Origin of the sequence: Polycladospora coralii, assembly GCF_014773435.2 — a bacterium.
Lineage (GTDB): Bacteria > Bacillota > Bacilli > Thermoactinomycetales > Thermoactinomycetaceae > Polycladospora > Polycladospora coralii.
This window is the reverse complement of sequence record NZ_JACXAG020000001.1, coordinates 125853-151128: the sequence shown is the minus strand read 5'-3', so window position 1 is coordinate 151128 and position 25276 is coordinate 125853. Positions and strand designations below refer to the sequence as shown.

At 38.6% G+C, this 25276-nt stretch carries 24 protein-coding genes; 15 read left to right on the top strand and 9 right to left on the bottom strand.

Features of this window, described 5'->3' with window-relative positions; translation table 11 throughout:
- Position 1 precedes the first annotated feature (1 nt).
- A complete protein-coding gene (locus IC619_RS00820; protein WP_191138222.1) occupies positions 2–697 on the top strand; it encodes a hypothetical protein in 696 nt (231 codons plus the stop codon).
- A gap of 55 nt (positions 698–752) precedes the next feature.
- On the opposite strand, the gene IC619_RS00815 is transcribed toward IC619_RS00820, so the two are convergent.
- The gene (locus IC619_RS00815; protein WP_191138221.1) at positions 753–2255 is read right to left on the bottom strand and encodes a recombinase family protein; all 1503 of its coding nucleotides are present in this window, start codon (positions 2253–2255) and stop codon (positions 753–755) included.
- A 59-nt stretch (positions 2256–2314) separates the two neighbouring features.
- On the opposite strand from IC619_RS00815, the gene IC619_RS00810 reads away from it, so the two are divergent.
- Both IC619_RS00810 and IC619_RS00805 read left to right on the top strand, forming a co-directional pair.
- Entirely contained in the window at positions 2315–2473 is a 159-nt protein-coding gene (locus IC619_RS00810; RefSeq protein WP_191138220.1) for a hypothetical protein, read from the top strand.
- A gap of 157 nt (positions 2474–2630) precedes the next feature.
- Positions 2631–2918, top strand: coding sequence for a hypothetical protein (locus tag IC619_RS00805; RefSeq protein WP_191138219.1), 288 nt, complete (start codon positions 2631–2633; stop codon positions 2916–2918).
- Here IC619_RS00805 and IC619_RS00800 read toward each other — a convergent pair.
- Positions 2915–3121, bottom strand: a complete 207-nt coding sequence (locus IC619_RS00800) for a sulfatase-like hydrolase/transferase (protein WP_213260786.1) — start codon at positions 3119–3121, stop codon at positions 2915–2917. The two genes, IC619_RS00805 and IC619_RS00800, sit on opposite strands and share 4 nt — an antisense overlap.
- 269 nt (positions 3122–3390) lie before the next feature.
- On the opposite strand from IC619_RS00800, the gene IC619_RS00795 reads away from it, so the two are divergent.
- Both IC619_RS00795 and IC619_RS00790 read left to right on the top strand, forming a co-directional pair.
- Entirely contained in the window at positions 3391–4413 is a 1023-nt protein-coding gene (locus IC619_RS00795; protein WP_191138218.1) for a CgeB family protein, read from the top strand.
- Between the two features lie 124 nt (positions 4414–4537).
- Entirely contained in the window at positions 4538–5371 is an 834-nt protein-coding gene (locus tag IC619_RS00790; protein WP_191138217.1) for a sulfotransferase family protein, read from the top strand.
- A gap of 44 nt (positions 5372–5415) precedes the next feature.
- Here IC619_RS00790 and IC619_RS00785 read toward each other — a convergent pair whose 3' ends face one another.
- Positions 5416–6201: a PHP domain-containing protein gene (locus tag IC619_RS00785; RefSeq protein WP_191138216.1), complete on the bottom strand. Its 786-nt coding sequence runs from the start codon at positions 6199–6201 to the stop codon at positions 5416–5418.
- Positions 6202–6360: 159 nt separating this feature from the next.
- Here IC619_RS00785 and IC619_RS00780 point away from each other — a divergent pair, with 159 nt between their 5' ends.
- A complete protein-coding gene (locus IC619_RS00780) occupies positions 6361–8451 on the top strand; it encodes a neutral/alkaline ceramidase (RefSeq protein WP_191138215.1) in 2091 nt (696 codons plus the stop codon).
- A 43-nt stretch (positions 8452–8494) separates the two neighbouring features.
- Here the strand turns inward: IC619_RS00780 and IC619_RS00775 are convergent, their stop codons facing one another.
- Complete coding sequence (locus IC619_RS00775) at positions 8495–8968, bottom strand: NUDIX hydrolase (protein WP_191138214.1); 474 nt, start codon at positions 8966–8968, stop codon at positions 8495–8497.
- A gap of 277 nt (positions 8969–9245) precedes the next feature.
- Here IC619_RS00775 and IC619_RS00770 point away from each other — a divergent pair, with 277 nt between their 5' ends.
- On the top strand, positions 9246–11459 hold the full coding sequence (locus IC619_RS00770; RefSeq protein WP_191138213.1) for a ribonucleoside-diphosphate reductase subunit alpha: 2214 nt from the start codon (positions 9246–9248) through the stop codon (positions 11457–11459).
- 22 nt (positions 11460–11481) lie between these two features.
- The gene (locus tag IC619_RS00765) at positions 11482–12516 is read left to right on the top strand and encodes a ribonucleotide-diphosphate reductase subunit beta (protein ID WP_191138212.1); all 1035 of its coding nucleotides are present in this window, start codon (positions 11482–11484) and stop codon (positions 12514–12516) included.
- Positions 12517–12559: 43 nt separating this feature from the next.
- Here IC619_RS00765 and IC619_RS00760 read toward each other — a convergent pair whose 3' ends face one another.
- Complete coding sequence (locus IC619_RS00760; protein ID WP_191138211.1) at positions 12560–12715, bottom strand: hypothetical protein; 156 nt, start codon at positions 12713–12715, stop codon at positions 12560–12562.
- A gap of 147 nt (positions 12716–12862) precedes the next feature.
- Here IC619_RS00760 and IC619_RS00755 point away from each other — a divergent pair, with 147 nt between their 5' ends.
- Together IC619_RS00755 and IC619_RS00750 are read left to right on the top strand one after the other, a co-directional pair.
- A complete protein-coding gene (locus tag IC619_RS00755) occupies positions 12863–14470 on the top strand; it encodes an acetolactate synthase large subunit (protein ID WP_191138210.1) in 1608 nt (535 codons plus the stop codon).
- Between the two features lie 2 nt (positions 14471–14472).
- Entirely contained in the window at positions 14473–15915 is a 1443-nt protein-coding gene (locus IC619_RS00750) for an NAD-dependent succinate-semialdehyde dehydrogenase (protein WP_191138209.1), read from the top strand.
- 20 nt (positions 15916–15935) lie between these two features.
- Here IC619_RS00750 and IC619_RS00745 read toward each other — a convergent pair whose 3' ends face one another.
- A complete protein-coding gene (locus IC619_RS00745) occupies positions 15936–16463 on the bottom strand; it encodes a PadR family transcriptional regulator (protein ID WP_191138208.1) in 528 nt (175 codons plus the stop codon).
- A 105-nt stretch (positions 16464–16568) separates the two neighbouring features.
- Entirely contained in the window at positions 16569–17192 is a 624-nt protein-coding gene (locus IC619_RS00740) for an L-2-amino-thiazoline-4-carboxylic acid hydrolase (RefSeq protein ID WP_191138207.1), read from the bottom strand.
- 207 nt (positions 17193–17399) lie between these two features.
- Between IC619_RS00740 and IC619_RS00735 the strand changes: the two genes are divergently transcribed.
- Together IC619_RS00735 and IC619_RS00730 are read left to right on the top strand one after the other, a co-directional pair.
- Positions 17400–18896, top strand: a complete 1497-nt coding sequence (locus IC619_RS00735) for an L-lactate permease (protein WP_191138206.1) — start codon at positions 17400–17402, stop codon at positions 18894–18896.
- 232 nt (positions 18897–19128) lie between these two features.
- The gene (locus IC619_RS00730; RefSeq protein WP_191138205.1) at positions 19129–19491 is read left to right on the top strand and encodes a nuclear transport factor 2-like protein; all 363 of its coding nucleotides are present in this window, start codon (positions 19129–19131) and stop codon (positions 19489–19491) included.
- A gap of 96 nt (positions 19492–19587) precedes the next feature.
- Here the strand turns inward: IC619_RS00730 and IC619_RS00725 are convergent, their stop codons facing one another.
- A complete protein-coding gene (locus IC619_RS00725) occupies positions 19588–21267 on the bottom strand; it encodes a phospho-sugar mutase (RefSeq protein WP_191138204.1) in 1680 nt (559 codons plus the stop codon).
- Positions 21268–21429: 162 nt separating this feature from the next.
- Here IC619_RS00725 and IC619_RS00720 point away from each other — a divergent pair, with 162 nt between their 5' ends.
- A complete protein-coding gene (locus IC619_RS00720) occupies positions 21430–22209 on the top strand; it encodes a glycosyltransferase family 2 protein (protein WP_249669663.1) in 780 nt (259 codons plus the stop codon).
- Positions 22210–22226: 17 nt separating this feature from the next.
- The gene (locus IC619_RS00715) at positions 22227–23597 is read left to right on the top strand and encodes a sugar phosphate nucleotidyltransferase (protein ID WP_191138203.1); all 1371 of its coding nucleotides are present in this window, start codon (positions 22227–22229) and stop codon (positions 23595–23597) included.
- A gap of 41 nt (positions 23598–23638) precedes the next feature.
- Here the strand turns inward: IC619_RS00715 and IC619_RS00710 are convergent, their stop codons facing one another.
- Positions 23639–23986 carry a hypothetical protein gene (locus IC619_RS00710; RefSeq protein ID WP_191138202.1) on the bottom strand — a complete coding sequence of 116 codons (348 nt, stop codon included), beginning with the start codon at positions 23984–23986 and terminating at the stop codon, positions 23639–23641.
- Between the two features lie 125 nt (positions 23987–24111).
- Between IC619_RS00710 and IC619_RS00705 the strand changes: the two genes are divergently transcribed.
- Complete coding sequence (locus tag IC619_RS00705) at positions 24112–24978, top strand: cupin domain-containing protein (protein WP_249669682.1); 867 nt, start codon at positions 24112–24114, stop codon at positions 24976–24978.
- Positions 24979–25276 lie beyond the last annotated feature (298 nt).

The following is a 25276-nucleotide window of genomic DNA, read 5'->3' as shown; positions in this document are numbered from 1 at the left end:
TATGTTAATCAAAGAGATTGAACCCTTTTTAACTTTGGATGAAATAGAAAAATGGAAAGCAAATCGCATGCAGATGGATATTGCTGCTTTTGTCCATTTGATGCGTCGATTAGAACCACGTGATAAGCCATATCATATCTTGGAACTTGGAACTGGGGCCACAACACCTTGTTGGCAAACGATCATACAGCGGGAAATACTTCCGATTCAATTGATTTCTGTTCATCATGATCAACATGCAGTAGCCGCTTTTCAAAAGCAACTTAAGGGAGTAGAAGGGATTGAGTTGCGATGTAGCAAGCTGAAACAAATTGATGATCAAGAGTGGGAGAAGCTGTTCACTCATGCATCGCAAGTGGATACCTGGGATTTATTTAATCAGTTAGGAAAAGATGTAGCCCCGAGTGATTATGCCCTGTACACCATCCGCAATGCTTTTTATGCTGACCTAAAGCAAAGTCTTCCTGATGAAGAAAAGGTGGATGTATTGATTTTGGCGGGCCCCTATGGCAATGGGCGTTCACTTGCTTTTCCTCTCTTGTATCAATATGCGAGTAAAGAAATGCTTATTTTAATCCATCACTTTGACGATTATGATATTTTACATGATCTAAGCCGTGTGTTTAATTATAATGAAATTTATCGCGAAGTACGGGGATATGAGCGTTGGATCCTTTTACAGTTAAAAAAGGAATAGCTGTACGGAAACATTTGTACAGCTCCAGGGCGATCAATTTCCATGATTTTGGGCTTTATAGCTTTGGATAAATATAAAGTTGAAAATCATCTGCTTTTTGGATCGGACGCTTTTCATAAAAGCAAACTTTAATCATATATTTGAGCATTTCATTTTTTTTACTCGGATCGGGTAGTTTTTCATATAGGTTAATTGGATTTAAATTTGTACGATTCGTCAACTCCTGTTGCGGAGGGCGTGTAACATGTAGTTGTGCTTGCAGAGTCTGTATCTGCTTATTACAAAGATCAAGTTGTTTTTGTAAGCGGCGTGCAGGCTCTTTTTTTTGTTCGATGTGATCGTATAATCGCTGCTTTTGTTGTTGAGCCATCTGTAAACGACGTTGTAGTGTGGTATTGAAAGAGGAATGCTTGTTTTCTCGTTTTAGCTGTTCCTCTTCTATCGACATCTCAGTGGAAAGGAAATGTAAACGTGCACGCAAGAAAGTTAGGATGCGCTGTTCGATGATTTCTAAGATAACACTTTTGCAAGAACAGTCATCTGTGATGCATTTTAATTGTGAGCGCGCGCCCCGATAACCAGGTTGTCGCATCATAATCGATCGACAAAGATGGCATCGTATTAACCCTGCCAACGGATTTACAATTGATGTGGAAGGAATAGAATGGGCACGGGTCCGTAAAATTTGCTGCGCAGCTTGAAAGAGATCTTTTGATATGAGAGGGGGATGCTTGCCTACTACTTTCATCTGTTCGTTTAAGGGTCTTTTTTTGACGCGATAAGTCTGTAAGATCTGATTGGCTTTACGTCGTTGCACTTTCCCCCACACAATATGACCCGTATAAATCTCATTTTTAAGAATAGCCAGAACAGACGCTGCTTTCCATTTCTTATTATGGTAGTTTCTTATTTCTAAGCGATTAAGTTCATGTGCGATTTTTGTGGTGCCTAGACGGTAATGTTCCAACGGGTGTGTGTACCATTCAAATATCTTTTTTACGACCTGCATTTGTTCAGGGTGGGGAATGAGGGTCCGATTCATATTTTCTTTATGAATCAGATAACCATAAGGCGGCTTAGATCCTAAGTAATTTCCATCTTCAACTGCTCTTCTAATCCCACTTTGCAAGCGGCGCGTAATCATCTTTAATTCTTTTCGTGCCATAAAAGCTTCAAACGCACTATATTCTTCATCAAACTCATCATTTAGGTTATAGGTTTTTCGGGGCGTGATAATATGGGTGTTTGTTTTTTGGAGTGTCTCTAGGATCAGTCCTTGTTCTTGCATTGTACCCCGTCCGAGACGGTCTAGATCCATCACCAGGATCGCGTCATAATCATTCTTTTCTATTTCTTTCAGTAGTTTCATCATTTGATAACGATTAAATAAATTTTCACCTGATGCAATTTCGCGTCTTACTTTGGTGATGTTTAGAGATTGATTATGGGCAACTTGACTTAATATTTGGTAGTGCTTCGCAAGTGTTTCTCCTTCACCACGTTTTTCTGACTCGATATCTGCACGTGATTTTCTTAAATACATGGCTACATTTTGCATTTCATTTCCTCCATTCTTTTGTGTAGGCTGCATATCTTTCATTTTGAGGAGGTGAATAAATGAAGCAAGAGACGTATACAAAAGAAATTTTAATGGGTAAAACCAAAATCTATGTGATTGAGCCCGACTTGTCAGAGAAAGAACGAGAGAAACGATTACAAGAACTGAAAAGGTTTATTTTGACGATCAGTCAAGAAGAGACATCACGGAAATCATGATGGGTTTGCAGTATTTATACGAAAGATACACTTCACTTATGAGATGTAATATTTTGCAATTGCATAATTATTTATGTCATAATGAAAAATGTCTATTTGTCTGCAACATTTTTAGTACAATACGGGTCTAATACAAAACGACAGGAGGGAACATCTAATGAAAAAATTATTTGCTATAGGGGCTACACTACTATCCATTACCCTGCTATTTACGGGATGCAGTTCAAGTTCGGAAGGAGATGCTGCTACTATGAAAGAAGCGCAACCTGAAAACAAAGAGGAGATTGCTGCAACACAGGAAAAAGTGGTTTCTCAAAAAGATGGGGATGTATACTACTCAGTTGGTTGTGCCAAAGTGAATGAGATTAAAGCAGAGGAACGTGTTTATCACCGAACAGAACAAGATGCGATTGATAAAGGCTTAAAACGTGCAGACGAATGCTAAAACGAGGGCAACCCTCGTTTTTTTATATACGGATATGGATTGCATGTAAATTGAGTGACATTATTATCTGCAAACATGTTTTCAAAAAGAACGCCGTTTTCAGCTAATGCATCAATATTGGGACTAATGGTTTTCTGTGGTGCACCATAACAATGGAGTCGATCGGTACGAAGGGTATCAATTGCGATAAAAATGATTTTCACGATTTCACCTACCTTACGCTAGTTCAAAAACCTACATTAGCATATGAGCTTAGGCTCTATTAGGTGTCGATATAGACGCTTACTCATTTTTGGTACGTGTATGAACAGAATGATGATCCCTCAATAGTATAGATTAGAATGAATCAGAGTGAACTCGTTTCAGTCAAGGCTGAAACATAGGGGAATCAGGTGGAGTAGCGTCTCTACCTCATTAATGCTCGGGGGTATCAACCCGCATCAAAGATCATAGAGAAGGGATCGAAGAAGAGATGCGCCTTTTTTACATTTCTTCAGGAGGTGGCTTTTCTTTTCAGAATAACCTTTCTGATGAAGACCAGAATATCTTAGAAGCATTTCAACAAATGGCAAACACCAAGCCGAATTTCGCTTTTGATAAGTTTCTACTTAAAAGAGAAGCACAAAGTCAATTGTTCAGAAAAATAAAAGCATTCCGCCCTGATGTCATATTATCCTTTCGTGGATTTAGTCTACCCTCTCCTATTGTATATAAATTGCGTTCTCAATTTCGAGTGCCCATCGGGATTTGGGTTGTGGATGATCCTTATCGATTAAAAACACATGAAGCACTTGTAAAACCATATCACTTTGTAGTGACTCAAGATAGTAATAGCGTTTCTTTTTATCGAAAACGTGGCAAAATGAGTTTTCACATGCCTTTAGCTTCAAATCCACAAAAATACAAACCGGTCAGGGTACCACCCAAGTACAAGTCGGATATTTGTTTTATTGGCAGTGCTTTTCCGATTCGCGTACATTACTTTGATGCTTTAGCACCCCTTCTCTTACAACACCGAACGATTATTATCGGTCAATGGTGGGGGCGCTTAAAACATTATGATAAATTAAAGCATATGATTTATAACGAACCCATCCCACCTAATGAAGTGACCAAGTATTACAATGGAGCTAAGATCGTGCTAAACATCCATCGCACGAAAAATGATCGTGATGACAATCCCTACATGATTCCTGCACACACACCTAATAATCGAACATTTGAAATTTCTGCGTGTAAATCCTTTCAACTCACGACCTGGCGTCAAGATTTACATCGTTTTTATCAGGTAGGTCAAGAAATTGCAGCCTTTCAAACTTTAAAAGGGTTAAAAGAAAAGATCAAATACTATTTAAATAATCAACAGGAAAGAGAAGAAATGGCGATGCATGCGTATCGAAAAACGTTATCAGCTCATACCTATTTAGTGCGTCTTCATCAATTAACGAATTGTTTGGAACGCTTTGTCTTAGCTAAAAAGCAAAAAGTCAAGTAACTCCTATATGATGATAGGAGTTACTTGTTTTTTTGTGTATAAAATGATGTGGTTATAGGATAAGTAGTCTAAGAATAGCATGGTAATACGGGTTTCATGATGGCATGGAATGGGGGGAGAAAATTTGCTAGCTATTTTTGTATTAGGTATGCATCGTAGTGGTACATCAATGACCACGCGCGTGATCAATATTTTAGGAGCAGACATTGGCAACAAACAAAAATTATTAGCTCCTTATACAGCTAATCAGAAAGGGTATTGGGAGCAAATTGAAATTATGCATTTAAATGATGGTATTTTGGGACGTTTGAATGTAGATTGGAGAATGACTTCATCACTTCCAGAAAATTGGACACAACGAGAAAACGTTTCTGCTCTTAAAGAAAATGGCATGAATATCATCAAAAATCATTTTTTAAACAAAGAAGTATGGGTTTGTAAAGATCCAAGATTTTGCCTTACATACCCATTTTGGGAAGAATTGATGCAGGAATTAAAGATGAATTGTGCTTTTGTACATCCATTTCGAAATCCGCTGGCGGTTGCGCAATCCGTAACACGACAGTATCGTGTTCCTAAACCAGAGGTAATCAAGATGTGGGCCAACTATGTCTTGTCTGCTTTTATGCATACATATCAAAAACAAAGGGTTATCCTCTCCTATGATCGATTTTTAGAAGACCCCCTTTTATATGCTCGTAAAATTTATGAGGGACTTCCATTTACCGAACCTCTAAATTTATCAGAAATAGAACAATCAATTGTTGATTTTACAGAGCCTAATCTGCGCCATTTTAAAGTAGACAGTGAGAACTTAATAAATGATGAAGATGTACCCACTTATGTCAAAGAAACTTATCAGTTATGTTTAATGGCAGAAGAAAGAGCTGGTTATTGTGATCAGGAGGCATTTCACCGACAAGTATGTAACTTATACAAGGAACACATTGAACAATAATCTAATAGGAGAAGGTACCGTTTTAAAATGGCACCTTCTCTTTTTTACATAAATGACCCAATTTGATGTTGATCATGATGAAAGTCTGAACCACCGGTTAGGATAAGTTGATACTTCTGAGCGAAACGGATAAAGTGTTTCGTATCGCTCGCTTGATGATTACGATGCCACACTTCAATCCCATCAAATCCCAACTGCAATAGTTCATTCACTTTATTCAGGTGTCCAATATAAACAGGATGGGCAAGTACAGCTATGCCGCCAGCTTGTCGAATCATTTGAATGCCTTCAGTAACAGATAGCACTTTTTTTTCGATCGATGCCGGTTTCCCATCTGCCAGAAGACGATCAAATACTTCTTGTGTCGTAGCGAAATATCCTTTAGAAACAACAGCTTGTGCAATGTGCGGTCGTGCGATGGATGCTTCTCCACTAATTTGTCGTACATCTTCCATTGAAATGGTAATATTCATCTGGTTTAAAAGACGAATGATCGTTTCTGCTCTTTTGTAACGATAGTCACGAAACACTGCTAATTGTTCATGTAACTGATCTACATGTTGTATATTATATCCTAATATATCGACAGCCTGTTTTCGCCATTTGGTACTCAATTCAACACCTGGAATGAGATGCATATTGTAATGATCGGTCGCTTTTTGCGCTTCAGGGAGTCCTGCGAGTGTATCATGATCTGTAATCGCAATCGTTGATAAACCTGCGTCATATGCCTTTTGAACAACTTCTGTTGGGCTGTATATACCATCGGAAGCCGTTGTATGCAAATGAAGATCGAAGTCGCCAATTTGCAGTTGATTAAGTATTTTCAACAGTTAGCCTCCTTTATGTATTAGTTTATGTCATTCGATTAAGAAATGATCGCTTTAAGATGAAGATACAAATATGTGAAAACAATTGTAGCGCATCGTATTGTGCTAAATGCTATACTAGTATATATAATATTTCAACAATAAAAAGGAGAGGATTTAATGAACTTTAAAATATCCATTCGACAAATGATATTATTCTTATTTATGTGTACCCTCATTTTTTTACCGCTCTTTTCTGTAAGCGCTTACAATGTGAATGGAAATGCATTTGATTATTATATTGGTACTGGGAAATATGATATTACGGGTCCCCCCGCAGAAGTTGTCATGATGGGATATGCAGACTCTAATCAAAAGACTGAAGGTATTCATATGCGTTTACAATCACGTGCATTTGTGATCCAAGAAAAAAATTCAGATGATCGTGTCGTATTTGTAAGTGCTGACTTAGGTCAGATCTTTCACTCTGTTAAACAAGGTGTTATGGATAAATTATCAGAAAATGGACTAGGTCATTTATACCGATATGAAAATGTGGTGATGAGTGCGACACATACGCACAGTGGTCCAGGTGGATATGCACATGATGGCTTATATAACTTTTCTACCTATGGTTTTCATAAGCAAAACTATAAAACGATTGTAGAGGGTATATATCAATCCATTGTAAAAGCACATCAGAGCTTAGCACCGGGATATATAGACATGGCCAAAACAAATATTAGTGGAGTGAGTGCCAATCGATCACTAGATGCATATGATTTAAATCCACAAAGTGAACGATCCCAGTATGCATCAACTGTAGATGAAACGATGACACAATTAAATTTACGCGATGAAAAAGGCCATTTGCGTGGTATTATCAACTGGTTCCCAGTTCATGGGGTATCTATGGGGAAAGAAAACCATCTCATTTCAGGAGATAATAAAGGATATGCCGCCTATCGATATGAAAAGGAATTCGGGAGCTCATTTGTGGCAGCATTCGCGCAATCCAATGAAGGTGACATCACACCAAATGTGCGGGGGAATGGGGAAGGGCTTGGTGAGAACGATTATGAAAACACCGAAAAAGCTGGGGAGATTCAGTATCTGGCTGCTAAATCACTCAGTCACAATGCTTCAGAACGTATACAAGGAGGTATCGCTTACAAGCATCAGTTTATCGATTTCTCAAACATCAAAGTAGATAAACAGTTTGCAGATGGTCAAGATCGACGCACATACCCGGGTGCACTTGGTCATTCATTTGCTGCTGGTGCAGAAGATGGAAAAGGTCCGCTAGATTTCTTCTATGAAGGTATGACGCAGCCAGAATATGACATTGATGATTATGACAACATTATTCCCTATCTACAAAAAATAATAAGAATAGTGCCGCAAGTAGGTGAAATGAGCGGATCACAATATCCTGAATTATGGGAACAGCACTATCCAAAGCCCATTTTATTTGCTCCTTCCAAGGTGAAGCCTGATGCATGGACACCACAAGAAATTCCGCTCCAACTTGTCAATATTGGGCAGTTTTCCATCGCATCAGTACCAGCAGAATTCACTTCTATGGCAGGGAGACGTTTGAAAGAGCAAATACAACAACAATTTCAAACCCAGGGAGGGAAAGAACAAACTGTTGTGATTGCTGGTTTAGCTAATTCCTATAGTGGCTATGTAACGACGCCAGAAGAATATCATGCCCAACACTATGAAGGTGCATCGACACACTTTGGCAAATGGACATTAGGTGCCTATTTACAGAAGTTCGATGCGTTAACCGATGCGATTATTACCCATCGTGATATAGATCCAGGGCGATTACCTAAAGACTTAAGTGAGGAACAACTATACCTATTGCCAGGAGTTGTTTTTGATGCTGCTCCTCTTTTTAAAGATTTTGGGGACGTGAAAGAGAATGTAAAAAAATCATATCAAGCAGGTGATCAGGTAAAAGTTAAGTTTTGGTCAGGGCATCCCAATAATAACTTCAAGACAGCGTCTACCTATTTAAAAATACAGAACTATAAAAATGGAGATTGGGTCACAGTAGCTGATGATGGGGATTGGGAGACGCAATTTAAATGGACGCGCCAGTCTACTCTGGCAGCAACTTCATATGTGACCATCACTTGGAATATTCCGGAGAATGTAAAGAAGGGCACGTACCGGATTGTACATGAGGGAACCTATAAAAAAGTAAACGGCAAAATGAAAAATTATCAAGGTGCTTCTTCGTCATTTAAAATAGAAGATTAAATTAGCAGAGAGGAATCGGACGTCTCTATAAGGGCGTCCGATTTCACAAAATAGAAATAGGTTTTTTTGGAATATGCCCATTTATGATCGGACGTAGATGTGTGGCGATATGGATGGGAAAGATATTTTCTGCTGTTTCTTCTAACTCTTGTAAGGTCCACCAATGATGTGAGAGGTAGTTTTCTTTTTCAAGCGTGGTCATGTGTGCTAAGCTGATGGAGATGTGACGCACATAGGCGAGGTAATAGTGTTCAATAAAGCGGTTCTTGGTCCCTTTCCATATCAAATCGATTTCCCGAATCCAGACGACTGGCCCCCATTCTACCTGAGTGGTAATACCTGTTTCTTCTTTTAGCTCACGCTGGGCGGCCTCTTCGTAGGTTTCGTTATCCTCCACGCCTCCACCTGGAGAAAACCAGACGGTTCCACTTTGATTGATCCCATTTATCATATGGAATAGAAGCAACTGATTTTGCTCATTAAGTAGCAGGATACGTGCTGTTTTCCGAATTTTCATATTTACCCTCCTATAATTTTACATCATTTTCCTGTGTATGATTATAAACTTTCTTGTGATCCTAATGAAAATGATATTCATAATCTGGTATACTATTGTTTTTGTAGTCGTCAACTACTAGAGCAGTTCGTATAAGAGAGAAAAAATGACGAAATGATAGCCAGCTAATTATTGACTAATGAGAGGTTGAATTTCCCTCATATTTTCAGTTTACACAACATCTAGTATTCGTTATACTACAATAGTTACTATATATGGGGATCGGATGTGATGGAAGATGCTAAGTGCAGTAATGAATGAGAAACTTACTCCTTTTACTCAAATGATCGATACGGTATTTACAAGGTTTGATCATCTCAGCAAAGAAGTTATGATAGATGAAGTGACTTTACAATTAAAGGAAACGATGGACGACGAAGAAGTTCTTGCAACCATTATCCAAACTGCGGTTGAAAAGACGAGTGTAGAGGAACCTGATTGGCAGTTTGTTGCTTCTCAGTTTTTAACCTTTCAATTATATCGCGAAGCGGCAACAAACCGCAATTATAAAGTAGATGATAAGTATGGTAATCTGTATACCTTGCTACATAAATTAACTGAACAAGGTTTATACGGTGCATATTTGCTTGAACACTACACACGTGAGGATATCAACGAATTACAAGCATACATCAGTCCAGAACGGGATTTATTATTTAATTACATTGGGTTAAAAGTGTTAGCAGATCGGTATCTTGTACGGGATTTTGAAGCAAAGGTGATGGAATTACCCCAAGAACGGTTTATGGTCATCGCCATGCATTTAGCACAAAACGAAAAAGAAAAAGTAAGGTGGGCTAAACAATTTTATGATGTCTTATCTAAATTAGAAATGACTGTTGCGACACCTACTTTATCTAACGCGGGTAAACCACTGCATCAACTATCATCTTGCTTTATTGATACCGTTGATGATTCGTTATGGTCAATCTACAATACGAATACCTCAACGGCACAAGTTTCTAAGCATGGCGGTGGCGTCGGAATTTATCTCGGAAAAGTACGCTCTAAAGGTTCCAAAATACGGGGTCATAAAGGAGCTTCAGGTGGCGTAATACCATGGATTCGTAATTATAACAATACAGCAGTGGCTGTAGATCAACTCGGCGTGCGTCGTGGCGCATTTGCCATCTATCTAGATATTTGGCACAATGATATTCTTGATTTCTTAAACTTAAAAACAAACAATGGTGATGACCGTTTAAAAGCACATGATATTTTTCCAGGTGTTTGTATTCCAGATCTATTTATGGAAACAGTAAAAGAGAGAGGTACGTGGTATTTATTTGATCCACACGAAGTTCGTGAAGTGATGGGTTATTCCATAGAAGATTACTGGGGCGAAGCGTTTGAAAAGCGCTATCACGAATGTGTGGCCCATCCTGGGATTCATAAAACTGAGATTGCGGCAATTGATATCATGAAGCGGATTATGGTAAGTGCATTTGAAACGGGCACTCCTTTTGTATTCTTTCGTGATACTGTAAATCGCGCTAATCCGAACAAGCATGAGGGGATGATTTACTCTTCTAACTTGTGTACGGAGATCTGCCAGAACATGTCTCCAACACAGCTTCTGCAAGAAGAAATTGAAGATGGTGTGATTGTGACGAAGACAAAACCAGGAGATTTTGTTGTGTGTAACCTTTCTTCCATCAATTTGGGTCGTATACAATCGTATGAAGATATCAAACGCATTGTTTCGACTCAAGTAAGAATGTTAGATAACGTAATTGATTTGAATATCTATCCTGTACGTCAAGCTGAAATCACAAATAAAAAATATCGTGCAATTGGTCTTGGAACAAGCGGATATCATCAATATCTAGCACAAAATAAGATTATGTGGGAATCAGAAGAACACATTATAGAAGCAGACCGTTTGTATGAGGAAATTGCGTATCACACGATTCGTGCATCCATGCAAATTGCAAAAGAGAAGGGAAGCTACAAAGTATTTGAAGGAAGTGAATGGCAAACTGGCGCATATTTTGAGTCTCGCGGTTATACCAGTGAGCGCTGGAACGAACTACAAATGGACGTGGCTCAAAATGGTATGCGAAACGCATGGGTGTTTGCGGTTGCTCCTACAGGATCTACTTCGCTCATTGCAGGTTCTACAGCAGGAATTGATCCTGTGTATGCCAAGTATTTTGTGGAAGAAAAACGTTCAGCTGTTATCCCACAAACTGCACCCAATCTCAATCAAGAGACCACATGGTACTATAAAGAAGCGCATCTAATTGACCAAAGCTACAGCATTCGTGCAGGAGGTAGAAGGCAGCATCACATCGATCAAGCGCAATCTCTCAATCTGTACATTACACCAGAGACCAGTGCACGTGAATTTTTGGATTTATATATAGAATCATGGGAAAACGGATTGAAAACATTGTATTACGTAAGAAATCAATCTGTAGATGTAGAAGACTGTGCTAGTTGTTCATCTTAATTTTTGCTAAAGGAGATCTAACATGGCTAAGCTAGAGAGAAAAAAGATTTTTAATGAACATGGACAACGTGGAACACAACGTTTAATTAATGGGAACACGACTAATTTGCGTGAATGGAATCGTATTAAGTATGATTGGGCCCATAAGCTTTATCGAACCATGTTAAATAACTTTTGGATTCCAGAAGAAATTCCATTGGCATCCGATGCCAAGGAATTTCAAAATCTGTCTGCAGAAGAGAGACGAGCATTTGATAAAACGATCTCATTTTTAAATTTTCTTGACTCCATACAAGGTGAAAATTTGCCTAATATCAATGAGTATGTGACTGCACCTGAGGTGAATTCTTTACTAAACATCCAAACTTTTCAAGAGGAAATCCATGCGCAGTCGTACAGTTACATTTTAGATAGTGTTTGTTCCCCCGAAACTAGGGAAAATATCTATGATGAATGGCGTCATGATACACACCTTTTAAAGCGTAATCGATTTATTGCAGATCTGTATCAACAGTTTGTGGATGAGCCAAACGATGTGAACTTTGTGAAATCGTGTATGGCTAACTTCTTATTAGAGTCTCTTTATTTTTATAGTGGTTTCTCTTTCTTTTATGCGCTTGCGCGCTTAGGAAAAATGACGGCAACTGCAACGATCATTAAATATATTCAAAGAGATGAATTGACGCATGTTGTGCTTTTCCAAAATATGATTAAAGAGTTAAGAAATGAAAATCCCGCCATGTTTACTGCGGAAATGACCGAAGAATTGCGTGAAATGACACGCACGGCAGTGGAACATGAGATCGAATGGGGACAATACATTACAAACAACCAAATTCAAGGTATTACTAATGAAATTTTGGAGAAGTATATTAAATTTATTGCAAATGAGCGATTAAGTCGTTTGGGATTAGAGATCTTATATCCTGAAGTAACGACACATCCTATGAAATGGGTAGAGTCATTTTCAAACTTAAATGCGACTAAAACCGATTTTTTTGAACAAAAAGTAACCAACTATACCAAAGCGAGCTCACTCGATTTTGGTGATCTATAACAAGCAAGAGCCTCCTCTAAATCGAAGGAGGCTCTTGCTTGTGTTAGGTGTTATATAAAAAGAACCATATAGCAGCGAATCCGACCGCAATTTGATAGGCAAACGTTACCCAATCTTTACTTTCAATGCTTTTAAATGCTACATAGCCAGCATGAATAATAATGATAATTAATGCGATCTGAAATAGTATAATCGGCATCATATCACCTCCTCGTAAATTTGTATGTATGAATATAAAAAATATTATAATAAATAATAACTGCATGTCCTGTGATGGTATCAGAAGTTTAACTCGATTGGAGTGGGGTAAAAATAAACTAACGTAATTGTAAAAAGGGGTAATCATATGAATGTATCTGATGTCATCATTTCACAATTAGAGAAAGAGGGCGTTCGCTGGATCTTTGGAGTTCCAGGTGAAGAAAATATTGATTTTTTAGAAGCAGTAGAGCGCTCTAGTATTGAATTTATCGTCGCCAAGCATGAACAAACAGCTGCTATGATGGCTGGTATGGTAGGGAAATTATCAGGCACCGTAGGAGTTTGTCTATCCACTTTAGGGCCAGGAGCAACCAATATGTTGACTGGGGTTGCAAATGCAACTGCCGATGCCTTTCCTTTAATTGCGATAAGTGGGCAAACACATACAAATAAAATGCACCAAGAGGCACATCAATATATTGACTTAGTTTCACTTTTTAAGCCGGTCACGAAGAAGAGTGAAACGATTAGAGAACCAGAAACCGCACAAGAGATTGTACAATCTGCTATACAAACGGCAAAAGCCGAAAAACCAGGAGCGGTATTTCTTGAATTACCAGAAAATGTAGCTGAATTGGAAGTGACGCGTATGGCAGAAGATAGGCCACCCATTCAAGCAACGGTACAAGCAGATGATCATACAATCCAAAGCGTGGTAGAACAGATAAATAAGGCGGAACGTCCGCTTGTGCTTGTGGGCAATGGCGTAATTCGAGATCATGCACATCAGGAAATGATTACATTTGCAGAAGCTTTTCAGGCACCTGTTGTGGAAACATTTATGGGTAAAGGAGCTGTACCGTGGTCACATCCACTACATGTCATGAGTGTGGGAATGAAAGGAGAAGATATCGTAGATCAAGCACTCCTACATGCAGATTTGATTGTCACAGTTGGATATGATTACATTGAATATCCGCCTGCTAAATGGAATAAAAAGGCTACACCCATTGTCCATATTCATCATGACTCACCAGCGATCGATAAGCATTATCCTGTTGTAGCAACGATTACGGGAAGTCTAAAACAAAATTTAAAGCGTATCGGGTTGATCACTGATCAAAATAAAAAAAATATAGACGAAACATTCAAACAAACACGACAAGCAATTCGTAGTGAATGGGAGCAAGCTCAACATAATCAATCATATCCACTCACTCCCTCCAAAATCTTATATGAGCTTCGAGATGCCTTACCCGAAGACGGGATTGTCATTTCAGATGTAGGTGCTCATAAATTATGGCTTGGACGCATGTTTCCAGTCCACCAACCGCATACCTGTTTTATTTCTAATGGACTGGCAACGATGGGGACTGCATTGCCACAAGCGATTGGCGCTCAGTTGGTTCATCCATCGAGACCGATCGTTGCAGTTTGTGGAGATGGCGGATTTCAGATGAATGTGCAAGAGTTGGAAACGGCAGTTCGGCTACAACTTCCGATTATCATCATGGTATGGAGAGATGGAGGTTACGGCTTAATAGAGTGGGAACAGTATACGAAACATCATCATGCACATCATATTTCTTTTCAAAACCCTGATCTCATAGACTTAGCTCATGCATATGGGTTAGAGGCACTCAGAATTGATAAAGCCTTAGATTTAAAGCCTATGTTACTTCAAGCGATAAAGATGAAGAAGCCGGTTTTAATTGATTGTCCGGTTCAATACCAAATCGAAGGGAAGGAATAGAAATGAAAAAGGACTTGTATATTAATGGAGAATGGATATCAGCAGAAAGTGGAAAATATTTTACCGTATATAATCCAGCTACACAAGACGGTTTGGCAGAAGTAGCAGATGCCGATGAAGCGGATACTCATAAAGCGATTCAAGCTGCCTATGAAGCTTTTCCGATGTGGTCTAAAAAAGTAGCGTCAGAGCGAGCTGAGCTGTTAAGAAATGTATATGATAAGATGATCGCTGCCAAAGATGAATTGGCTCAAATTATGACGCAAGAACAGGGTAAATCCTTACAAGAAGCACGTGGCGAAATCCAATATGCAGCTGACTTTGTGCGTTGGTATAGTGAGGAAGCTTATCGCGTCTATGGAGAGACTATACCAGCCTCTCATATCGACAAACGCATCTTAGTCCGTAAAGAACCCGTTGGTGTCGTAGCATCTATTACACCTTGGAACTTCCCGGCTGCGATGATCACCCGTAAAATTGCGCCAGCACTAGCGGTGGGATGTACCGTTATCATAAAACCAGCAGCATTAACCCCGCTCACAGCTTGTCGCATTGTGGAACTGTTTGCAGATGCAGGTGTTCCTAAGGGCGTAATAAACCTTGTAACCACAACGGAATCTAAAAGTATTGGTGATGTGATGCTATCAGATCCACGGATAAGAAAAGTGACATTTACTGGATCAACTGAAGTCGGAAAAGAGATTATGAATAAAGCTTCTCATACCATGAAGAATTTAAGTCTGGAACTGGGCGGACATGCACCTTCGATCATATTGGATGATGCAGATTTAGCGGATGCAGCTGAGCAGGTCGTACATAACAAGTTTCGAAATGCTGGACAAACTTGTATTTGTACGAATCGGATCTATGTACAAAAGAAAGTAGCGACTGATTTCATAAGGATTTTTACAGAGAAAGTAGCACAACTTAAATTAGGGAATGGTTTAGATCAAGGTGTAGACATTGGACCGCTCATCAATAAAGACGCCGTGCTTAAAGTGGAAAAACATATTGAAGATGCTTGTGAGAAAGGAGCTAGCTTAACCATTGGTGGGAAGCGTAGTTCTCTGGGGGAACTATTTTATGAACCTACCGTTCTCACAAATGTAACGGATGACATGCTTATTCAACATGAAGAAACATTTGGACCTGTGGTTTCGATTCAGACGATCGCTTCGGATGAGGAAGCGGTTCAAAAAGCAAATGATACACCATTTGGATTAGCTGCTTATTTATATACAAATGATATTGGGCGTGCGATTCGTGTATCCGATTCATTAGAATATGGAATTGTAGGCATTAATGATGGCGCCCCTTCAGCTGCCCAGGCTCCTTTTGGAGGATATAAGGAGTCAGGAATAGGTAGAGAAGGCGGGCGCATTGGATTAGACGCCTTTGTTGAAACGAAATATATTTCGTTGCGTAGTACTCACTTGTCTTCGTGAATAAGAACAGAATAGCGAACTTAGCTATTCTGTTCTAAACTGTCACGAACTTGTTGGAGCAATTTTTGGTAGCTCAAAAGTTGAGCTTCCATATGTGCGAATGTCGCTTCTCCTCTAGGGGGTAAGTGACGTTCTTTTTGTTTGCGGATGTGATAAAATTCTTCTAGGCTTTTTTCTAAACGCTTTTGTTGTGTAGAGATCGCAACACGCGCATCTTCGTCAGGCAAATCGTTTAGAAAAAGCAAGGCCGTGTAAAATGTACTGGAAAAGAGAACATTTACTTCAGATGCAGTCTGCAAGAGGAGTTGATGGTAAGTTTCTTTCCCTTTATCTGTAATCTGATAAATGGCTTTGGAACGGTTGCCCACTTGCTCATGAGCTTTGATCTGAATCAATCCCTCTTGCTCTAATTTTTTTAAGGCGTGATAAATCGAACCAGGTAGGACATTTGCCCAGTTCTCCATCCCGCTATGGTTAGCAATTTGTTGGATTTCATAGCCCGACATGGCATTGCGAATTAAGAAGCCTAATACCATTAATTTCGTCAAATGATCACCTCGCTCTTATATCGTGAACCAGATGGAGCAGCTTCTCCACCTGGTTGTAATCCACTTCAAAGGTTAATATGATATATTTTACATTTAAAATCACTTTCATGCACGTTTCTTTGAAATAGTCAGATTTTCGTGAATAAAAACACAGTGTGAATCTCCTTGTGCAATCGTCTGTGGACGTGAAAATCGAACTTTAGGGTGATTTTCAATAAGCGTTCCCCATACATTGTCCATTTCACAAAAAATAGCTGTTAATTCTGGGGTGTGATGGGCTGTAAAAAAATTATAATAAAAACATTTTTTTACATGGTGGATAAAAAAATGAGCATTATCCTCCGTAACTTCATGTGTAAAGTGTTTGTTTCCATAATGCTTATCATGCTTGCTTTTGGAGATGAGGACAATGCGCTTAAAGGGATTTGGGTCTATTTTCAGGAAAAGACGCATCCATTTTTGATTTTTGCGTTGTGTACGTTGGTAAAGGACATAGCGGAGTATGTCTTCAAACGCTTCTTTTGTCTCCTGAAGACGGACTACACGGTAGAGCGCTAGGCTCATGGCTACAAATACTAAATTAAATTGGGTAGGACGATCCACAACCCAATGTTGGCTCTCTGTCACAATGTTTTTATACTCTCTACTAACGACTTCAGCGGTTTTTCTTCCTAATTTGTTTTTCACCCCTTTTAACAGCGCTTTCTCCATATACCATTCAAGCAACATAGCTAAACCCCCTTAGTTGTATACTCAATATTGAATATATTATCTATTGTCTATTTAGTCAACACTGAATATACTTTTTTATCAAAAAAGTATTGTAGTTTTTGATAAAAAAGTATATTCTTTTAAAAAAGCATTAATCCTTGTAAGTTGATAAGTTATAAAGGTTTTTCAGTGTTTTTGATTATCCAAAAAAGGGGGAGCAAATATTTGGAAGTCATACTAGCCATTTCACCCATTTTAATCGTGTTACTTATGCTGTTTGTTTTGAAGCAATCGGTAGTACGTGCAGGTATCGTAGGTTGTGTAGCCAGTATCATCATAGCGTTCATTTTACCTGAATTCGAGTTATTATTAATAGACATTCCTTACCCAGTGATTAAGGGGTTACTTACTACTTCAATTGTTGCGTACGTGTTACTATTTGGTATTCTATTATTCAATCTCATGAATGAAGAAGGGGTGATTCGCTCTTTTGCTGCACTTGTAGCAAAATCGACTGAAGATCCAGTACGACAAGTACTCATCTTGGCAGTAGCTCTGTCCCCACTGATCGAGTCTTCCAGTGGATTTGGATTGGCTGCAATTGTAATTGCGCCCATCCTAATCGCATTGGGATTCAAGCCTTATAAAGCTGTTCTTATATCATTAGTCAGTTTAAGTGCAGTACCGTGGGGCTCACTTGCAACTGGAACTGTGATTGGTGCTAATTTGGCGGGGCTTTCTGCACAAGAATTGGGCGCAGGTACTGCTTTGCTTTCAATTCCAACCTTTATCTATTTTTCGTACATCATTGCTTTTATTGCTGATGGATGGGTGGGAATTAAAAGGAGATTTTTTGAAATTCTCTTTATCGCCCTCACTTTAGGGGGATCTGTATGGGCGTTTTCACATTTTATCAGTGTAGAGCTAGCTGGTGTATTTGGATCTATGGTGGCACTAGGAGTAGAACTTGTTCTTATTCAACTCTTCCAAAAAAAACCGTTATCTGTAAGCCAAGTAGCAGTAACGAGAGACGGCGCTACACATCATCCATTTAAAGCGCTAAGCCCTTATCTCTTTCTTGTCGTTTTGTTGCTCTCTTCACGTATTATCCCATGGTATAAGAATTTTTCGACTAATAATCTGGTCATTGCGTTACCTGAGTATCAGCACACACTACCGATTATCTTTAATCCAGGTTTTTTTCTTTTTCTGGCCTGTATCTTTACGATTGTCATTTTTAATATAGAAGGTAATCATATTAAAATCAGTTTACATAAAACTTTTAGGCAATGGACACCTGTTATTATCTCGACCTTGTTTTTTGTCATCATGGCTGAAGTGATGTCCGTATCAGGCATGATTCATATTCTTTCTGTAAATGCAGCTTTATTATTCGGAGGTATGTTTTTCTATATTTCTCCGCTTATCGGAGGATTAGGAGGGTTTTTAGCTGGGAGTAATACCGGATCAAATTCGATGTTTATTAATCTGCAGGTACAAACAGCCAATCAATTGGGATTATCTCCAAATTGGGTTGCATTTGCCCAAAATACAAGCTCGTCCCACTTAATTATGGCGAATCCATCCCGGATCTTACTCACGGCATCGATTGGTGAAATTCCAGAAAAACAAAATGAATTACTAAATAAAATTGGATGGATAGGATTGGGGACGGTTTTGATTATTTGTATCGAAATGATAGTAGCTAATCTTATGTTATAAAAAGGTTAAAACATACCAGTTTGTATCGCAAACAATATCAACCAAAGCGTCCATCTGCATAAACATAAAGAGATGATGGACGCTTCAGAAGGAGCTCTATGCACTCGGTCGATGTGCGTAGGTGTTCGATCGACAGTGACAAACGAGGTGAAAGATAGCCATATTCTGCAAGACATTTGTACGTTTATATTATATAATGAAATATATCTCATTTTTGAGGGGGGATTGAACGATGACTTCAGTAGACCCTGTCCTTACACAAAAACAAATAGCAGAGTCTTTTTCTAATGGTAATTTTGAGACTACATTTCCATTTCTAGCAAAAACACTAGAATGGAATATCGTTGGGGACAAAACCTTAGTAGGTAGAGAAGCTGTGATAGAAGAATGCAAGCAAGTTTCAAATTATTTCGAAACGATCACCACTAAATTTACCACATTGAATGTCATTTCTGAAAAAAATTGCGTAGCAGTAAATGGAACAGCTGAATTTATTCGCAATGGTGAACGGTTATCTTTTGTATCAGCCAGTGATGTCTATACTTTCAATGATAAAAATGAACTACAAAGAATTGATTCTTATTGCATCAAGTGAGCTGCTTGACTGAATAAGGTTAAAAAAGTCTAACTTCTCTCGTGTAATATTGAGAAATTAGACTTTTTATTTGTGAAAAAAGTAGAAAAATGCATACTAGTTTGTAATACAAACAATATCCTCGATTCCCTTTTTTATCTCAATCATCTTTTTCTCCGCAAGTTCGTGTGAATCATCGACTACACTCAAGTAAAATTTTAATTTCGGTTCTGTTCCAGAAGGTCGAATCGCAACCCAGCTTTGATCTTCTAAATGAATTTTCAAGACATTGGAAGGAGGCAATGAATTGAATCCGGATTGATAATCTTCCATACGAATTACTTTTTTATTGCCTAAATCAATAGGTGGATGATTACGAAGGTACGCCATGAACTGCATCATCTGTCTTTTTCCTTCTTTTCCAGGATAATGTAGTACGTATTGCGCTTCATGATAGTAACCAAATCGCTCAAATAATTGATGGAGTACTTGTTTTAAAGTAAGTCCAATGCTATGAAAATGGGCAGCCATATTACAAATCCAAGCTGATGCTTGAATGGCATCTTTATCACGCACCCAATTACCCATCAGATAACCACAACTCTCCTCATAGGCCATCATGAATGTTCCCATATTTTCTTGTTCGATTTCCTCTATTTTTGCCGCAATGTACTTAAATCCAGTTAACACATTCATCATTTTAACTCCATAGTGAGAGGCAATTTTTTCTCCCATATCAGAGGTGACGATTGTTTTCAAAGCGATACCATCATCAGGTAGTGTTCCCTGTATCTTCGCTAGATAAAGACGATAATATAATAATAGTACGCCTATCTGATTCCCCGTGAGGGAATGAATTTCTTGATTACACCTAATCATCACACCTACCCGATCTGCATCAGGATCACTACCAATAACCACATCAGCTCCAACTTCTTGTGCCAGCTTCTTGGCCATATTGAGCGACTCAACTTTTTCGGGATTGGGTGTGCCTACTGTAGAAAAATTAGGGTCAGGAAAAGATTGCTCAGGAACAAGATAGAGGTTATGAAATCCTAATCTCTTTAAACTGCTGGGAATAAGTGTGGTTCCTGTTCCGTGTAGTGGTGTGAATACGACTCGAATAGGGCTGTTTTTTTGGAGATCGAAATTTTCACGACAAAGATAAGATAAATATTGTTCATCGATTTCTTTACCGAGCCAATGTAGTTGCCCTTGTGCGTGTACCTCCTGTAATGGATAGACAGAAAGGTCGATCTCATCCTTTACTTCATCAATTTTACGGGAAATTTGCTGGGTTTCTTCTGGGAGTAATTGAGCACCATCTGCTCCGTATACCTTATAACCATTATATGGAGCAGCATTGTGACTAGCCGTGATCACGATACCACCTAGGGCACGTAAATAACGAACTGTGAAACTGAGTAATGGAGTTGGACGTAATTCTGCAAACAGATAAACAGGAATACCATAATGGGCGAACACCATGGCAGATTCAAGTGCGAAATCACGAGAATGAAGACGACAATCGTAGGCAATTACAATTGCATCTTTATGGTGATCCTTTTTTTTATCAAGAAAATATCTTGCAACACCATCACTAATTCTTCTAATGGTATATTGATTTAAACGATTGGTGCCAGCACCGAGTAGACCTCGAATACCTCCAGTACCAAACGGTAGATACTGATAGAATCGATCTTCAATCTCGTTTATATCTGTTATTTCATTTAACTCTTGTCGTGTTTTTTGATCTATTTTAGGGTGGTTTAACCAATGTAAATAAGCTTGATTCATCAAAACCCCTCCATCGCAATCATAAATATAAATGTTACATCCTATGTACCCACTTTGAGAAACAGCACAGTGCAGGGCGCTTTATTTGTTGGGGAGTAGTAGGTTGCATATTTTATAGGGTATGACCATATTCATATATAGATTAGAAAGGAGGATTACGTATTGTCTCATAAAATGAATGAGAAGGTTACAATCGCCATTTTAGCAAAAGATAAAGAACATATATTACCGTACTACTTGCGGTGTATTGAAGAACAAACCTATCCATCTGAGCAAATCAATCTTTACATAAGGACTAATAATAATACGGATCATACGGCACACGCATTGGAAAATTGGATTGAAAGTGTACAAGGCAGGTATGGTGAAATCTATTTCGATGCTAGTGATGTGGCAGAACCCATCGAAAAGTTTGCACCCCATGAATGGAATGGCTTGCGCTTCAAAATTTTAGGGGGATTTCGTCAAGATTCAATAAAATGGGCATTACAAAGAGATAGCCATTACTTCGTTGTCGATTGTGATAATTTTATCGCGCCAGATACACTAGAAAAACTTTATCAGACTGGGAAACCCGTAATCGCTCCATTTTTGATAAACGCTGATCAACCTAATCTACTTTATTCTAACTTTCATGCTGCTACAGACGAGCATGGCTATTTTAAAGAGAATGAGCTATACTACCAACTTTTTTATCAAAAGATCAAAGGTACTTATGAAGTGGATGTGGTTCATTGTACGTATTTTATACGAAATGACATACTAGAGTATGTGCAGTACTTAGATGGAAGCGGTCGTCATGAATATGTTATTTTTAGTGATGGCTTAAGGAAACAGAATATTCCACAGTATCTTGATAACAGAAAATTGTACGGCAAAATTACTTTTGCAAATCACGAAGGAGAATTTAATCGAAACAACTTTTCAGAATTTATAAAATGAAAAAGGAGGTGCTTACTATGCGACTCGTTTTGTTATCGGGTGGAATGGGTAAGCGATTATGGCCGCTTTCTAATCAGATTCGCTCGAAGCAGTTTTTACGTCTATTAGATCATGAGCAAGGATTGAAGGAATCAATGATTCAAAGAAACTGGCGGCAATTGACACAATTGGGATTGACTGATAATGCGATCATAGCTACCCATGAAGGGCAAAAAAGTATGATTTCCCAGCAAATCGGAGCATCCGTACCACTTGTAATAGAACCCGCTCAACGAGATACTTTTCCAGCCATTTCTTTAGCAACAACCTATTTACAATTATTTTCAGAAGTTACAGCAGATGAGACAATCATTGTGATTCCTGTAGATCTTTATGTAGATGATCATTTTTTTGAATCACTTCTCAACCTTGATGCGATCATACAATCTCAAGATACTCATGTCGCGTTAATGGGGATTAAGGCGAATACCCCTTCAGAGCGTTACGGATATATCGTTCCTCAAAATGAAGAGACCCAAGATGCACGACTTGTTGAGCGGTTTGTTGAGAAACCAGATCGTACTACAGCGTCAAAACTAATCGAAGAAGGTGCTATGTGGAATAGTGGTGTATTTGCTTTTAAATGTGGCTATTTACTCTCTAAATTAAATGAGGGGGGCTATCCCAACACTTATCATCAGTTACTTGAATCGTATCACACATTACCTTGTACAAGTTTTGACTATGAGATCATTGAAAATGAACCCAATAAAAAAGTAGTTTCATTTCACGGATTATGGAAGGATTTAGGAACCTGGGAATCGCTTACGGAAGAAATGCCCGTTCACCGAAATGGGAAAGGGAGGATTGACTCAAAGTCGATTAATACGCATCTCGTAAACGAACTCAACATTCCTATTATTGCATTAGGAATGAATGATTGTATCATTGCTGCAAGTCAAGATGGGATATTGGTAGCTGATAAAGCGATGAGTAACCATGTCAAGCATTTTAAAGACACTTTCTTATCACGACCCATGTATGAAGAACGGCAGTGGGGTTGGTATAAAGTATTAGATCATCAAGTTGAGCATGATCACGAGACACTCGTAAAACGTGTATTTCTTTATGCAGGTAAAAATATTAGCTACCAGATGCATAATCATCGGGAAGAAGTATGGACCATAACAAAAGGGAGGGGCAAGCTAGCATTTAATGGAAAGATTTATGATGTTGCCCCTTCAGATATCCGGCATATACCAGTTGGCTCCTTGCACGGTTTATATGCAAGCACAGATTTGGAATTTATTGAAGTACAATCTGGTGATCAACTTGTAGAAGAAGATATTAAGCGCCTCTATTTGAAATGGGAAGATATAGAGAGAAATTGTACGGCTCACAGCGGATAAGCAGGGGCACTAGATGGAGTAGAAACTCCACCTAGTGAAGATCATTGCGGTATATTTGAAAGAAATCGGTTTGCTGTCACCGATGAGATAGCGTCTAATAACCGATAGTGATCTCTCCTGAGGATGGTAATGATTTGATTTTGGTAAGTACAAATATCGAGCAAGAGCATGTTTGCATTTGCAAAATTTTGATCCTCAGTGCCGATGAAGCTGCTAAAAAGTTCTCTGAGTAACTCGTCTTCAGACTCGCTTAAGACAAAGCGTTGTTGTGTTTCTACTTCAAGGATATATAATCTTTCATTTATATCTACTACAATGACGCGGTAAGTTGTGCATGACAGATTTTGCTGGTTAATCCTAATATGCAGTCCTCTTTTGCTTTTTATCATATGCTCACTCCTACAGAACTTCATTTAAGATCATAATATGTAAGTGTGATAGAAAGGGTTTGTACAACAAAAATGATAGGAATATACATTGAAATCACAGGGGGGAGATGTACGGCGTGTATCCTATGTATAACGGTAATCCGAATCCTTATCCAGTAAACTTCCATATAGACGAACCAGAAGATCATTACATACTGGAAGCGATAGCGGGAGAGATACAAAGCGGAGAAAATGCACTTCGTTTATATCGTGGTTTAACGGCGTCCGCACCTAACGGAGAACACGAATACGCAATTCGTGAAGCGATAGAAGGTGCAAAAGATCAAGTGAATCAATTTAAACAGATATATACGCTACTAATAGGGAAAGAACCTCATACACATGAAGCGGGTCATTTATCCGATCAAAATTATCAAGCGGGAATTCGAAAAGCGTATCAAGCTGCGGTAAAAGATTATGAACAATCTCGAAATCGTTTTTTGCGAACGAAAAATAAAGCGATCCAAGATTTATTTCTACGTGCATGTTATCAACATGCACGTAATGTTCAACGATTTCACCCATTAATGATCCACAGAGAAGAAAAGGTTGCGTTAAAAGATTATGGTAAAAAGCCTTATGTCGTCAATATTGATCAAGCAACGAAACAAAATCAAACCTATCGTACTGCGATTTGGACAGGTGAACATCTACAAGTGACTTTGATGAGTATTGATGTAGGGGATGACATTGGGCTAGAAGTTCACCCTGACACAGATCAATTCTTACGTATTGAACAAGGTCAAGGATTAGTGCAAATGGGTAAGCAAAAAGATCAATTAGATTTTAAGGCTGAAGCTTATGATGGCTTTGCGATCATGGTGCCAGCAGGTACGTGGCATAATGTAGTCAATACGGGTAATCAGCCAATGAAGTTATACGCAATTTACGGCCCCCCTGAGCATCCTTTTGGTACTGTAGACCAAACAAAAGCAGATGCAGAAAATGATTAAATTTCAAAAAGGCTTTGATAAGAAGCCTTTTTTGTTCCTTTTCACCCCAATTAGTGTAAGCAGAGATGAGTATAGGAGCTGCTTTATTAATGGGTGATCTGCTATTTATATAGACTAGTTTGTAGTGCAGATCTAATTTAGTGTTTCTTCCAAATATCAAGCAGATATATGTAAAAAGTCTGGCTGTAACTGAATATTGAACACGCACACAAATGAATTGGCGAGATTATTAGGAACTCCCTTCCACTGACGGGATATTTACTTAGCTCAGACCGTAATCCCTATGGCGATTAACCTT